Here is a 13,048-nt window from a genome sequence, read left to right on the forward strand (position 1 = left end):
CCACCACGTCTACAGCCACCGACGCACCCTCAATCTGTTCAAGATGGAAGTGAGGGAATCAAGCTGACCAAATCACAAACTCGCCGGGGCCCTGGGGGTGGGGTGAGTACGCGAAGCGGGCTCCGCCCGTTGGCGAACGCGGATCCGTGAGATGACCGCGGATCAGGGATCCCGATGGCTGGAGAAGGCCTTCCTGGGCCACCGAGACGCCAAGTTACTCCCGCGTAGGTTACCGTGCAGGCATGGCTGAGATCCTCTACCCCCTGGTGATCACGACCGCGAGAGGGCTGTTCAAGGCGCTCGACCTCAGGATCGAGGTCAACGGCGCCGAACGCGTGCCGAGGAGCGGCGGCGCCGTGCTGGTCAGCAACCACGTGAGCTACCTGGACTTCATCTTCGTCGGGTACGGCGCCTACCCCTCGCGCCGGCTCGTGCGGTTCATGGCCAAGAAGGAGGTCTTCGCCCACCGGGTCTCCGGGCCGCTGATGCGCGGCATGCGCCACATCCCGGTCGACCGGTCGGCGGGCGCGGGGGCGTACGGCAGCGCCGTGGCCGCCCTGCGGGCGGGCGAGGTGGTCGGCGTGTTCGCCGAGGCGACGATCAGCCGGTCCTTCACCCTCAAGGACCTCAAGAACGGCGCCGTGCGCATGGCGTCCCAGGCCGAGGTCCCGCTGATCCCGGTCACGGTCTGGGGGACACAGCGCATGTGGACCAAGGGCCGCCCGAAGGCCCTGACCCAGCGGCACGTGCCCATCACGGTCGACGTGGGCGAGCCCCTGTTCCCCAAGGCCGGGCAGGACATCGCGGAGCTCGCGGACGGCCTGCGGACCCGGATGTCGGAGCAGCTCGATCGGGTGCAGCGGAGCTATCCCGAGATCCCGCAGGGCGTGTGGTGGCAGCCCGCCCACCTCGGCGGCACCGCTCCGACCCCCGAGGAGGCCGCCGCACTGGACGCCGCCGAGCGGGCATCGCGCCGCCGAGGCTGACCGGCGGGCGCCACCGGGCGTTGTCGTGGACGAGGCAGCCGAGTGTGCATGCAAGTTGCATGCTAAATTGGTGGCATGGGAACGATTCAGATCCGCGATGTCCCCGATGCGACCGAGAGGACACTGAAGGCACGGGCCGAGCGCGAAGGTAAGTCGCTGACGGCATATGTGCGCGACCTTCTGAACGAGGAGGCGGTCACGCCGACTCTGGACGAGGTGATGGCCAAGATCGCCTCCGACGAGCCGGTGCCGTACGACCCTGACTTCGTTCGCGAGACGCTGCGAGAAGACCACCGGTGAGCCTCGTCGTGGACGCCTCGATCGTCTTCCGCCTGCTGGCCAACGTGAAGGGCGACGATCTTCTCCGCCAGCGGCTGGCGCGCAAGCTGCATGCCCCGGCGTTGATCGACGTCGAGCTCGCCTCGGTGGTACGGGGGCATGTGATCACCAGCAGGCCGGAGGTGCGGATCTCCGAGGCCCGTGCCCGGGTCATGCTGGAGCGCTACGCGCAGCTGAAGATCGTCCGGCATTCGATGCTCCCTCTCCAGCCGCGCGTCCTGGAGCTTCGGAACAACCTCACCGCCTATGACGGCATGTACGTGGCGCTCGCCGAGTCGCTGGGCGTTCCGCTCCTGACCGACGACGCCAAGTTCGCCGGCTCGGCGGGGCACCGGGCGGAGATTCACCGGTACCCGCCGCCGTTGGCGTAGATCACCGCTGTCGGTCGCTGCTGAACCTCTTCGCGGGCAACCTGATCGTCATGTCCTCATCGGCCGGAAGGGCCATCATGGCGCTTCTGGAGCACGTGGCGAAGCTGATCTACCAAGCGGTACACCGGGCCTTCTTCCACGGCGGTATCGGGCCATTGCACCACTCGCATCGCCGTAGCCCTCCAGCAGCCGGATGGATTACCGGATCAGATAAACGCGTATGCGGACGCATAAGCCACTCCCGGTCCAGGCGTACCCCTGTGAACCGCTGGACAAGGGCCAGCGGTGGCCACGCCCCCCGAGGCTCGCGATGTCCAGGTCGCTACGGGCGGCGGAAACCAAGTTCGCCGGCTCGGCGGGGCACCGGGCGGAGACCCACAGCTATCCACCGTCGGTGATACAGGTCAGAAGGCACGACAGCCGGACTTTCGTCTAAGCCGTGGAGGATCCGCTCAAGATCTCCAGGGCGCTGTCGAGATAGAAGGCGTCACCGGTCTCGACGCCCCATCCGCGGTCCTTGAGCTGACGCAGGAGGGGCAGGAATTGTGGGTCGCCGAGTTCCTGGGCCGCCTCCAGGTAGAGGTTCCCGACGTCGAGGTCGGCGAGCTTCTCCTTGAGCACCGGAAGCACTCGGGGGTCGTGACGTAGTGCGAGCGCCACGGCCGCCTCCCCCGCGGTGTCGGCTTCCAGGTCCTCCAGAACGGCGGCGAGAGCGTCGCGGATCTCGGGAGTGTCATTGCCCGACCGCACTCCGAGCGAGAAGGTGGCCCAGTCGCGGACGCCGGGGTTCAGATCGCGCATGAGATCGAGCAGCACCGTGACCGCCTCTTCCGGCAGCAGCATCAATCCACTGGGACTGGCCCCGCGGGCCACATGCCGGCGCACGTCGGGGTCAGGGTCGCGGGCGAAACGCAGGAGAGGCACGAGCGCCCGCTCATGATCGACGGCTGCCAGCGCGTGGGCGGCGGACCAGCGGAGATTCTCGTCGACCCTATCCAGGTCAAGTGCCTCGGCGGCCTCGACGAGTGGAGTGAGCTGCCAGGAGACATCGGGGGACTTGAAGGCGAGCAGGTCGAATCCGAGTGCGCGCATCTTCTCGTCCGGATCCGCCCACAGCCTCCTGGCCAGACCGAGGGTGACCGCCGGATCGCCAAGCGAGTCACGAAACCGGTCGACGGCATCGAAGTACTCGTCGAAGAACTCCTCGTCCCAGTCGCCGGGGGCGTTCAGCCGCGTGAGGATCTCCTCCGGAATGGGCGGAAGCGTGGGAATGGACATGACGAAAGTGTCGGTTCCGGCATATCCCGCCTGCAAGAGATTTTAGGACGGCGCGCCGCTGTGGTCATTCCCGCTGCGGACGTCGGCGGCCTGCGAAACGCCTGGAAAGCGGAACGCCCGGGCGGCCTGCGTCAGGCTGCCCAGGCGTTGTCGTTCTCGTGGGTGAGCGCTGGTTACCGGGCTCCCTGGGACGAGAACGGTCAGCCCATGTGGGGGTAGCGGTGGTCGGTCGGTGGGTTGAAGGTTTCCTTGATGGCGCGGGCGTTGACCCAGCGGATCAGGTTGAAGATGGAGCCGGCCTTGTCGTCGGTGCCGGAGGCGCGGGCGCCGCCGAAGGGCTGCTGGCCGACGACGGCGCCGGTGGGCTTGTCGTTGATGTAGAAGTTGCCGGCGGCGAAGCGCAGGCGCTCGGTGGCCGAGGCGATGGCGTAGCGGTCCTGCGCGATGATCGATCCGGTGAGCGCGTACGGTGAGACGCTCTCCATCTGGTCGAGCACAGTGTCGAAGCGGCTGTCGTCGTAGACGTGGACCGACAGGATCGGGCCGAAGTACTCCTTGACGAAGATCTCGTCCGCGGGGTCGGCGCCTTCGAGGATGGTCGGCCTGACGAAGTAGCCGGTGGAGTCGTCGTAGGAGCCGGTGAGCAGTTCGATCGAGTCGGTGGCGCGTGCCCGGTCGATGGCGGCCCTGTTCTTGGCGAAGGACCGGGAGTCGATGACGGCGCCCATGAACGTCGACAGGTCGGCGGCCACGTCGCCCACCGTCAGGGACTCGGCCGTGGCCACGAGGTCGTCGCGGATCGCCGACCAGATCGAGCGCGGGACGTACGCGCGGGACGCCGCCGAGCACTTCTGGCCCTGGTACTCGAACGCGCCGCGGATCAGCGCCGTGGACAGCACGGCGGGGTCGGCGGAGGGGTGGGCGAGCACGAAGTCCTTGCCGCCGGTCTCACCGACCAGGCGCGGGTAGCCCCGGTAGGAGGCGATGTTGGCGCCGACCGTACCCCACAGGTGCTGGAAGGTGGCGGTGGAGCCGGTGAAGTGGATGCCGGCCAGGTTCGGGTCGGTCAGCGCGACCTCCGAGACGGCCGCGCCGTTGCCGGTCACCAGGTTGATGACGCCCGGCGGGAGCCCGGCCTCCTCCAGCAGTCGCATCGTGAAGTGGGCCGCGAACTGCTGCGTCGGCGACGGCTTCCAGACGACGACATTTCCCATCAACGCCGCAGAAGTCGGCAAATTTCCGGCGATGGCGGTGAAGTTGAACGGCGTGATCGCGAGCACGAAGCCTTCCAGCGGCCGGTACTCCATGCGGTTCCACACGCCCGGCGACGAGATCGGCTGCTCGGTGAGGAGCTGACGCGCGAACGACACGTTGAACCGCAGGAAGTCGATCAGCTCGCACGCGGCGTCGATCTCCGCCTGCTGCGCCGACTTCGACTGGCCGAGGATCGTGGCCGCGTTCAGCGTGGCGCGGCGCGGCCCGGCGAGCAGGTCCGCGGCCTTGAGGAAGATCGCGGCGCGCTCGTCGAACGACAGCGCCCGCCAGGCCGGAGCCGCCCTCAGCGCCGCGTCGACGGCGGCGCGCACGTCGGCGGCCGAGGCGTCCGCCGTACGGCCGAGCACGTGCGCGTGGTTGTGCGGCTGCACGACGTCGATCACGTCGCCCGAGCCCATGCGCTGCTCGCCGTCGATGGTCATCGTCAGGTCGATCGCGGAGCCGGAGAGCTCCTTGACGCGGCCCTCCAGCGCGGAACGCTCGGCGCTGCCGGGGGCGTAGCCGTAGATCGGCTCGTTGGCCGGGACGGGGACGTTGCTGACGGCATCCATGGAAGACCTCACTTGGAGCGGAGTGAACGCAGGAAGAAGGCGACGTTGGCGGGGCGCTCGGCGAGGCGGCGCATGAAGTAGCCGTACCAGTCGTCGCCGTAGGGGACGTAGACGCGGACCGAGGATCCGGCGCGGGCGAGCGCCTCCTGCTTGTCGGTCCTGATGCCGTAGAGCATCTGGTACTCGAAGGTCTCGCGCTCACGTCCCACGCGGTCGGCGAGCAGCTCGGTGATGGAGATGAGCCGGTCGTCGTGCGTGGCCACCATGGGGTAACCCTTCCCCTCCATGAGGATACGCAGGCACCGCACGTAGGCCTTGTCCACCTCGCCCTTGCCCTGGTGGGCCACGGAGGCCGGTTCGGCGTAGGCCCCCTTGACCAGGCGCACCCGGGACCCCTCGTGCGACAGCTCGCGCAGGTCGGCCTCACTGCGGAACAGGTAGGCCTGGACGGCGACCCCGGTCGCGGGGAAGTCCTCGCGCAGCGCGCGCAGGATCGACAGCGTGGAGTCGACCGTGGTGTGGTCCTCCATGTCGAGGGTCACGGTCGTCCCGGCGTCGCGCGCGGCGGCGCAGATCTCCCGGGCGTGGTCCAGGGCCAGGTCGTGGCCGAGCACCTGGCCGACGGCCGACAGCTTGACCGAGACCTCGGCGCGGCCCCCCAGCCCGAGCGGGCTCAGCGCGTCGAGCAGGGTCACGTAGGCCTTGACGGTCTCGGCGGCGGCCTTGGCGTCCGTGGTCTCCTCGCCGAGGTGGTCGAGGGTGACCGACAGGCGGGCGTCGGTGAGGCGCTGGACGGCGGTCAGCGCGTCCCCGGTGTCCTCGCCGGCGACGAACCGGTCGACCACGCGCCGGGTCACCGGGAAACCTGAGACGGCGCGGCGCGCGAGCGGGCTTCGCGAGACCGCGAGCAGTACGGAACCGAGCATGTTCACCACCATAAATCCGCAGCTCAATAGCCTTCCATGGACATCCGCCACGGGCCACGACTACCCCCTTCATACAGATGTATGACAATGGGCGGGTGGACCTGCAGGAAATCGTCGACGACATCGCCCGCCTCCTGGACTCCTCGGCGACGCTGGAGGACCGTACGTTCCAGTTGCTCGCGTACGCGGCCCAGAGCGGCGACATCGACACGGTGAGGAGCGAGTCGATCCTGCGCCGCCGCGCCTCCGACGAGGTCCGCGCCTACTTCGAGGACTACGGCATCGCCTCGGCGGCCGGGCCGGTCCGCATCCCCGCCGACGAGGGCCTCGGCGTGCTCGCCAGGGTCTGCGTCCCGCTGCGCCACCGCGAGGTGACGTACGGGTACCTCTGGCTGCTCGACTCTGGCTCACTGAGCGACCTGCGCCTGGCGAGCGTGTCGCCCCTGGTCGGCCGGGCCGCGGCCGTGCTCGCCCAGGAGGCCCGCAGCCGCCAGGACCTCGGCGCCCGCCTGCGGGACCTGCTGTCGGCCGACCCGGAGGTCCGCGCCTCGGCCGGTCTGGACCTCACCGGCCCCGTCGCCGCGATAGCCGTGCAGGCCGCCTCGGGGCGGGTCGCGCCGCTGTGGACCCTGCCGCGCGGGGTGCTCGCCGGCGCGGGCGACCCCCTCACCGCCGTCCTCGCCTCCGCCGCGCAGGCCCGGGCCGTCGCGGTGAGGGTCCAGGGCATGTACGGCACGGCCGCCGGCATAGGCGGCCCACGCGACGACCCGGCCGAGGCGTGGCGAAGCTGGCGGGAGGCCACGCTCGCCCTGCGCGTGGCCCAGCGGGTGCCGAGGTTCGCCCCCGTCGCCACCTGGGCCGAGCTGGGCGTCCATCGCGTGCTGGTGCGCCTGTCGGGGGCCGAGCTGGCCGATCTCGCGGCCGAGGCGGGGGCGCTGGACGGTGAGCTCGCCCGTACGGTCGAGACCTACCTCGACCAGGGAGGGCAGGCGCGCGAGACCGCCGCGCGGCTCGGCGTCCACCGCCAGACGCTGTACTACCGGCTGGCGAAGGCCGAACGCGTGACCGGCCTCGACCTCGCCGACGGCGAGAGCCGCCTCCTGCTCCACCTCGGACTCAAGGCGGCGGAGCTCCTCAAGGGCCCCGGCGCGCGTCAAGGAGCGCGGTAGATCCTGACCCAGTCGACGAACATCGACACCGTCTTCGGCGTCGAGGAGTCGCGGCAGGGCGACCACTGGTTGCAGACCACGTCGTTCTGCAGCGTCAGGTGCATCGGCCGGCCCTCGGGAACGCGCGGGCCCGTGTAGTCCCAGGTCTGCCTGCCGTCGAGCCAGAAGGTCAGGCGGCCGGGCAGCCAGTCGACGGCCACCGTGTGCCACTGGGTGAAGTCGGCGCGCACCTGGCTCTGCGCCTGCTCGGCCTCGCCCCTGTGGATGTAGATGCCGCCGGTCCGCCGGGTGGGGTCGATCACCTCGGCGAAGTCGATCTCGGAGTACTCGCCGCCCTGGCTGCTCGGCCACAGCAACGTGACCAGGGAGTACCCCGCGCCCACCTCCCCGCGGAAGCGCACCTCCCACCGTCCGTACGTCTGGGACAGGTGGCTCGCGACGCCGCCCGAGAGGTCCTTGCCGCCGTAGAAGCCGCCGGTCATCTGGAGCATGCCGTCGTGGACCGCCGTCGCCCGCGCCGTGCGCGGGTTCACCTGGGCGTCGGGGGAGTCGTACACCTCCCACTTGCTCCGGTCGATCCCCGTCCCGTCGAAGTCCTCCACGAACACCGGCGTGCCCCACCGGGAGCCGGCCGGCGGAAGGGCGCCGGGCGGCACGGAGGCGCGCACGCCCGGCGGCGGAGGCGAACCCGGCCCACCGGGCGGGCGGCCCCCTGGCGGCGGAGGCGAACCCGGCCCTCCGGACGGACGGCCCCCTGGCGGCGGAGGCGAGCCGGGCCCCCCGTACGGGCTCTCGCCCGGGGGAGGCGGGGAACCGGGCCGCCCGTACCGGTGGTCGTAGACCGGGGGCGGCGGATAGCCCGGGGCGTCGCCCTCGCCCGGCCGGCCGCCGTCGTCACCGGGAGGGCGGCTCGCGTAGCCGCTTGGAGGGCGGCTCGCGACCGGGCCGGCGTGCGGAGGGTGGCTCCGCGCCGCACTCGGGGGAGAGGCCGTGCCGTGGACGGCGGGCGGGCGCGTCGCGCTCCGGGAGTGGCCGTCGTACGGCCCGCCGTCGCCGGGGCTGGGACACAGGCTCAACGTCGTCGCCGCTACGATCATGTATGCGTCACGAATCGACATGCGCCCATGAAAGCAAGCATCTTCCCGCGCTCACAGTGTTATAGCGATTTGGCGTTCCCAGAGGGCTCGCACAGCTTCACGGATTAAGTAGTTAGCCCCACACTTAGCGTTGTGTCGGATTTCGAGGTTCTTGTTCTGGGTTCCGGGCCCGGCGGGCAGAAAGCGGCCATCGCCGCGGCCAAGCTGGAGCGTCGCGTCGCGATCGTCGAGCGCCGCAACATGATCGGCGGGGTGTGCATCAACACCGGCACGATCCCGTCGAAGACCATGCGCGAGGCGGTGCTCTACCTCACCGGCCTCAACCAGCGTGAGATGTACGGCCAGAGTTACCGCCTCAAGGAAGATGTCACGGTCGCCGACCTCACCATGCGCACCGCGCACGTGGTGGGCCGCGAGGTGGACGTGATCCGCAGCCAGCTCTCCCGCAACCACGTCACCGTTCTCGTCGGCACCGGCAGGTTCGTCGACGCGCACACCATCGAGGTGGTCGACGAGCACGGCAAGGGAAGCAAGGTCACCGCCGACAAGATCATCATCGCCACCGGGACCCGGCCGGCCCGCCCCGAGAGCGTCGAGTTCGACGACCGCACGGTCATCGACTCCGACGGCATGATCCGGCTTGATCGGGTGCCCGACTCGATGGTGGTCGTCGGCGCCGGGGTGATCGGCATCGAGTACGCCTCCATGTTCGCCGCCCTCGGCACCAAGGTGACCGTGGTCGAGCGGCGCGAGCGCATGCTGGACTTCTGCGACCTGGAGGTGGTCGAGGCGCTGAAGTACCACCTGCGCGACCTCGCCGTCACCTTCAGGTTCGGCGAGACGGTCGCCGCCGTCGAGCGCCGGGCGCGCGGCTGCGTCACGGTACTGGAGAGCGGCAAGAAGATCCCCGCCGAGACCGTCATGTACTCCGCGGGCCGCCACGGGGTCACCGACGGGCTCGACCTCGAAGCCGCGGGCCTGGGCGCGGACGACCGGGGCCGCATCCCGGTCGACGAGAACTACCGCACGGCGGTGCCGCACGTCTACGCGGTGGGGGACGTCATCGGCTTCCCGTCGCTGGCCGCCACGTCCATGGAGCAGGGGCGCATCGCCGCCCACCACGCCTGCGGCGAGCCGCTCAAGGCGATGTCGCACCTGCAGCCGATCGGGATCTACACCATCCCGGAGATCAGCTTCATCGGGAAGACCGAGGACGAGCTCACCAAGTCCCTCATCCCCTTCGAGGTGGGGATCTCCCGCTACCGGGAGCTCGCGCGGGGACAGATCATCGGGGACACCTACGGCATGCTCAAGCTGCTGGTGTCACCGGAGGACCGTGCCCTGCTCGGGGTGCACGTCTTCGGCACCGGGGCCACCGAGCTGCTCCACATCGGGCAGGCGGTCATGGGCTGCGGTGGCACGGTCGACTACCTGGTGGACGCGGTGTTCAACTACCCGACGCTCGCCGAGTCGTACAAGGTGGCGGCCCTGGACGCCATGAACAAGATCCGCCGGATGGCCCGCTTCGCGGAGTGAGCGAGACGTCCGGACATGGGGGAGCCCGTGCCACCGGAGGGTGACACGGGCTCGGGCCGGGCGGGGGAGCGTGCGCCCGCTCAGGCGGCCTCGGCCTCCTCGACCTCGGCCTCGGCCTGCTGACGGCCCGTCACGTTGTCGTAGACGCGGACCAGCTCGCGGCTGATGCGCTCCATCGAGTAGCGCGAGCCGGCGCGGTCGGCGCCGGCGAAGCCGAGGGCCGTGCGGCGGGTGAGGTCGCCGAGGAGCTGGCGGATGCGGCGGGCGAGGACGGCGGGGTTGTCGGAGCGGACCAGCATGCCGGTCACGCCGTCGACCACCGAGTCGAGGTGGGCGCCCACGGCCGAGGCGACGACGGGGACGCCGCAGGCCATGGCCTCCAGGGCCACCTTGCCGTTGGGGACGGCGATCGGCAGCGAGAGCACCACGTCGGCGCTGCGCATCAGCTTGGCGATGCCGTTGTGGGGGACGTGTCCGAGAAGGGTGACGCGGTCCTCGACGCCGCACTCCTTGGCCAGCAGGCGCAGGCGCTCCAGGTCGTGCTCGGTGTCGGGCGCGCCCGGCACCGGGCCGCCGGCGATCAGCAGCTCGGCGCCGGGGATGCCGTCGAGCGCACGGATCGCGGTGTGCGCGCCGCCACCGGGGGTGATGTGGCCGACGTGAACGAGGCGGGGGCGGTCGCTCCGGGTGAGGGACGGGCCCTGGCGGCGGAAGCGCTCGACGTCGACGCCGTGCGGGACGACCGCGATGTTCCTGCGCGGCACGCCCATGCGGATCAGCTCGGCGGCCTCGTCGTCGCAGGAGGCGATGACCGCGTTGGCCCGGCGGCCGATCGCGCGCTCCAGCCGGACCCGCGCGGCATGGCCGCGGTCGGCGCCGGGCCGGATGCGGGACGACCCGAGCTGGTGGAAGGTCTGGGTGATCGGCACGCCGAGGCCCTCGGAGCCGGCGATGGCGGCGAGCCCGCCCGTCCATGAGTGGGCGTGGACGACGTCGGGGCGGTCCTTGCTCCACCGCTGCCTGAGCTGCGCGCTGAACTCGGAGATGTACGGCATGAGCGCGTTCTCCGGAAGCGGCTCCGCGGGGCCCGCCGTCAGGTACTCGATGGTCACGCCGGCCGCCACCTTCACCCGCGGCTTGCGGTCGGCGGCGTTGCGGCGGGTGTACACGGTCACGCGGTGGGCACTGCTGAGCTCACGGGCGATGGCCGGGATGTCGGCGGGAAGATCGTGCACGGAGACGATGGCGATGTTCATGGCACACCTCAGGGGAGTCGGGTCGCGTCGACCCACAGACGTACTGAGTTGTGCCTGCGTCTTAGGCACTGAATCTGTGACTCAGTGTACCGGTGTCCGGAACAGGGGAAACCCCTCAAGGTAAAAAAATCTCAAGAGAGCGCCCGCGAAAGCGCCTGACCTAGGCGGACAGTCCCAAAGGAAACTTCTGTCCTGAGCGCACGGATGGTCACCGGATCTCATCCCCCGGCGACCCGAGGACCGGTACGGCCTCACCGGCGGAACCCCGCCCGGACGGGCGGGAAGCCGTGCGTGCCATGTCGACCGCAAGCCCGTTTCCTGGACGGGCGTGGGGGCGGCGGGCCCTTCAGCGGGTGCGGCGCAGGGCGAGGATGGTGGTCTCGTCGAGCACCTGACCGCCGCAGAAGGCCTGGTGGTCCTCCTCGACCGCCTTGACGACCGCGCCGGCCGACTGCCCGGTGCAGCGCGTGAGCACCTCGGTGAGGCGTCCCTCGCCGTACGCCAGCTCGGCCTGGCCCGTACGGCCGCGCGAGCCGGCGAGCCCGTCGGAGTACAGCACCAGGCACTCGCCGAGGGCGACGCTGACCTCCTCGACAGGGATCTCCGCGCCCGTCTCGATGCCGAGCGGCATGCCGCCTCCCGAGGTGAAGCGCACCCCGCCGTCGCCCTTCAGGACCGCGGGAGGATGGTTGCCCGCCGAGGCCAGCCGGATGCGGCCCCCGCGCCTGCCGGGGGTGACGAACCCGGCGGCCACCATGACGAACATGCCGGTGTCCTGCATCACCAGGGCGTCGTTGAGCTTGGCCACCACCGATCCTGGGTCGTCCTCCCACACGCTGAGCGTGCGCAGGCCGCCGCGCACCATCGCGGTGACCGAGGCGGCCTCGTCGCCCTGGCCGACCACACCGCCGACGGCGAAGCCCCAGCCGTTCTTGACGCGGAAGACGTCGTAGAACTCCCCGCCGATCGCCCTCGGCCCGGCGCCGGTGTGGTACGCCGCCGCCGTGTCGTAGCCGGGGACGTCCGGCAGGGTGCGCGGCAGCACCCCGGTCTGCAGGGTGTCGGCGGCCTGTGACCTGCCCTGGAAGAGGCGCTGCGCGCGCAGGGCCAGCCCGATGTGGGCGCCGGCGTCCTCCATCAGAGCGAGGTCGGCGAGGCCGAACGGGGGCCGCTCGCGCAGCCGCAGCAGCGTGACGACGCCGTGGGTCTCCTCGCCCGCCTGGATGGGGACGCTCAGCACCGAACCGGCCCGCGTCGCGTGCAGGACCGGGGTGCCGTCGGGCAGCACGCCGAGCGCCGAGTCGTCCTCGACCATCTCCTGCACCACGCCCCCCTCGCTCGCGAGCACGTGGGCGACGAGCGGGGCCGCCGAGGGGTCCATGCGCTCCAGGGTCTGCACCAGGCGCGCCACCGGCTGGTTGGTGGGCCCGATGACCAGCGACCGCTGCGCCACGCCGTTACGGACGACGTCGGCGAACACCCAGTCGGCCGTATGGGAGGCCAGCAGCCGGCCCGCCCGGATAAGCGCCACCGGCTCGCTCAGGCTCTCCTCGTCCAGGAGCAGGCGGGTGAGCCGCGACATCAGCTCCTGACGCCGGGCCGTGGCCATCACGGCCGACTCCTCGGGCGCCGACTCGGGCTCGGCCCCCTGCCCCGGCTCCGGCATCCGCACCTCGACCGGCAGCGCCACCGCGGCGATCATCTCCTGGGGCTCCCCGGGCATGCGGAGCTGGGTCAGGACGAGCCGTACGTTGTGGGCGCGGCCCTGGTGGGCCAGCCGCGTCGGGAAGGCCGCCGTCTCCCCGGTGTGGAGCACGGAGGTCAGGTGCGAGCGGAAGGCGGCCCGGCGGGAGACGTCCACCAGCAGCGGGAAGGCCCGGCCCGTCAGGTAGCCGTCCGGGCTGCCGAGCAGGCGGGAGGCCTCGGCGTTCACGCGCCGCACCGTGCCCGCGGTGTCGAGGACGACGACCGGCACCGGCATGGTGCGGTAGATGGTGCGCAGCAGCTTCAGCTCGCGGTTGGAACTGCTCTCCTTGCCGCCCGACCTGCGTCGCGACTTGCTCAGCTCGCCGATCGAGGCGCGCAGGAGGTCGCGGGCGGTCTCCAGTTCCACGAGCGCCGCGTCCAGCGTCGGACCCGGGTCGCCGGGGTAGGCCGAGCGCGCGTCGCGAAGGGACGATATGCGGGCCGTGAGCCCGCTCAGCGCCTGTTCGAGCGCGGGAACATCAGTAGGGTCGGTCAATTGTGGTCCTTCGTATGGCCGA

Annotated in this window: 11 protein-coding genes; 5 read left to right on the forward strand and 6 right to left on the reverse strand. The window is 70.9% G+C overall.

Features of this window, described 5'->3' with window-relative positions:
• Window positions 1-242 precede the first annotated feature (242 nt).
• From ACGFIV_RS14975 to ACGFIV_RS14985, 3 genes are all read left to right on the forward strand, one after another.
• Complete coding sequence (locus ACGFIV_RS14975; protein WP_392835108.1) at window positions 243-986, forward strand: lysophospholipid acyltransferase family protein; 744 nt, start codon at window positions 243-245, stop codon at window positions 984-986.
• 75 nt (window positions 987-1,061) lie between these two features.
• Window positions 1,062-1,286 (forward strand): hypothetical protein, encoded by a 225-nt coding sequence (locus ACGFIV_RS14980; protein ID WP_358560448.1) that lies wholly within the window; start codon window positions 1,062-1,064, stop codon window positions 1,284-1,286.
• The gene (locus ACGFIV_RS14985) at window positions 1,283-1,696 is read left to right on the forward strand and encodes a type II toxin-antitoxin system VapC family toxin (RefSeq protein WP_358560446.1); all 414 of its coding nucleotides are present in this window, start codon (window positions 1,283-1,285) and stop codon (window positions 1,694-1,696) included. Before ACGFIV_RS14980 ends, ACGFIV_RS14985 begins: the two co-directional genes overlap by 4 nt.
• A 432-nt stretch (window positions 1,697-2,128) precedes the next feature.
• On the opposite strand, the gene ACGFIV_RS14990 is transcribed toward ACGFIV_RS14985, so the two are convergent.
• The 3 genes from ACGFIV_RS14990 to ACGFIV_RS15000 all read right to left on the reverse strand — a co-directional run bounded on the left by ACGFIV_RS14990 (window position 2,129) and on the right by ACGFIV_RS15000 (window position 5,726).
• Window positions 2,129-2,974 carry a HEAT repeat domain-containing protein gene (locus tag ACGFIV_RS14990; RefSeq protein ID WP_392835112.1) on the reverse strand — a complete coding sequence of 282 codons (846 nt, stop codon included), beginning with the start codon at window positions 2,972-2,974 and terminating at the stop codon, window positions 2,129-2,131.
• Between the two features lie 200 nt (window positions 2,975-3,174).
• On the reverse strand, window positions 3,175-4,800 hold the full coding sequence (gene pruA, locus ACGFIV_RS14995; protein ID WP_392835115.1) for an L-glutamate gamma-semialdehyde dehydrogenase: 1,626 nt from the start codon (window positions 4,798-4,800) through the stop codon (window positions 3,175-3,177).
• 8 nt (window positions 4,801-4,808) lie between these two features.
• Entirely contained in the window at window positions 4,809-5,726 is a 918-nt protein-coding gene (locus ACGFIV_RS15000; protein WP_358551133.1) for a proline dehydrogenase family protein, read from the reverse strand.
• 95 nt (window positions 5,727-5,821) lie between these two features.
• On the opposite strand from ACGFIV_RS15000, the gene ACGFIV_RS15005 reads away from it, so the two are divergent.
• Entirely contained in the window at window positions 5,822-6,895 is a 1,074-nt protein-coding gene (locus tag ACGFIV_RS15005; protein ID WP_392835118.1) for a PucR family transcriptional regulator, read from the forward strand.
• Here the strand turns inward: ACGFIV_RS15005 and ACGFIV_RS15010 are convergent.
• Window positions 6,880-8,013, reverse strand: a complete 1,134-nt coding sequence (locus ACGFIV_RS15010) for a family 16 glycosylhydrolase (RefSeq protein ID WP_392835121.1) — start codon at window positions 8,011-8,013, stop codon at window positions 6,880-6,882. The two genes, ACGFIV_RS15005 and ACGFIV_RS15010, sit on opposite strands and share 16 nt — an antisense overlap.
• Before the next feature lie 111 nt (window positions 8,014-8,124).
• Here ACGFIV_RS15010 and sthA point away from each other — a divergent pair, with 111 nt between their 5' ends.
• Window positions 8,125-9,528 carry a Si-specific NAD(P)(+) transhydrogenase gene (sthA, locus tag ACGFIV_RS15015; protein ID WP_392835124.1) on the forward strand — a complete coding sequence of 468 codons (1,404 nt, stop codon included), beginning with the start codon at window positions 8,125-8,127 and terminating at the stop codon, window positions 9,526-9,528.
• An 80-nt stretch (window positions 9,529-9,608) separates the two neighbouring features.
• Here sthA and ACGFIV_RS15020 read toward each other — a convergent pair whose 3' ends face one another.
• Window positions 9,609-10,784, reverse strand: a complete 1,176-nt coding sequence (locus ACGFIV_RS15020; protein WP_358551141.1) for a glycosyltransferase — start codon at window positions 10,782-10,784, stop codon at window positions 9,609-9,611.
• A 346-nt stretch (window positions 10,785-11,130) separates the two neighbouring features.
• Window positions 11,131-13,026 (reverse strand): SpoIIE family protein phosphatase, encoded by a 1,896-nt coding sequence (locus ACGFIV_RS15025; RefSeq protein WP_392835127.1) that lies wholly within the window; start codon window positions 13,024-13,026, stop codon window positions 11,131-11,133.
• Between the last annotated feature and the right edge of the window lie 22 nt (window positions 13,027-13,048).

Source organism: Sphaerisporangium sp. NPDC049003 (genome assembly GCF_043197795.1).
Taxonomy (GTDB): domain Bacteria; phylum Actinomycetota; class Actinomycetes; order Streptosporangiales; family Streptosporangiaceae; genus Sphaerisporangium.

Excerpts from the sequence above, each read along its gene's own strand:
- ACGFIV_RS14975 (WP_392835108.1), top strand. The coding sequence starts at position 243 with ATGGCTGAGATCCTCTACCCCCTGGTGATCACGACCGCGAGAGGGCTG.
- ACGFIV_RS14980 (WP_358560448.1), top strand. The coding sequence starts at position 1,062 with ATGGGAACGATTCAGATCCGCGATGTCCCCGATGCGACCGAGAGGACA.
- ACGFIV_RS14990 (WP_392835112.1), bottom strand. The coding sequence starts at position 2,974 with ATGTCCATTCCCACGCTTCCGCCCATTCCGGAGGAGATCCTCACGCGG.
- pruA (WP_392835115.1), bottom strand. The coding sequence starts at position 4,800 with ATGGATGCCGTCAGCAACGTCCCCGTCCCGGCCAACGAGCCGATCTAC.
- ACGFIV_RS15000 (WP_358551133.1), bottom strand. The coding sequence starts at position 5,726 with ATGCTCGGTTCCGTACTGCTCGCGGTCTCGCGAAGCCCGCTCGCGCGC.
- ACGFIV_RS15010 (WP_392835121.1), bottom strand. The coding sequence starts at position 8,013 with ATGTCGATTCGTGACGCATACATGATCGTAGCGGCGACGACGTTGAGC.
- ACGFIV_RS15020 (WP_358551141.1), bottom strand. The coding sequence starts at position 10,784 with ATGAACATCGCCATCGTCTCCGTGCACGATCTTCCCGCCGACATCCCG.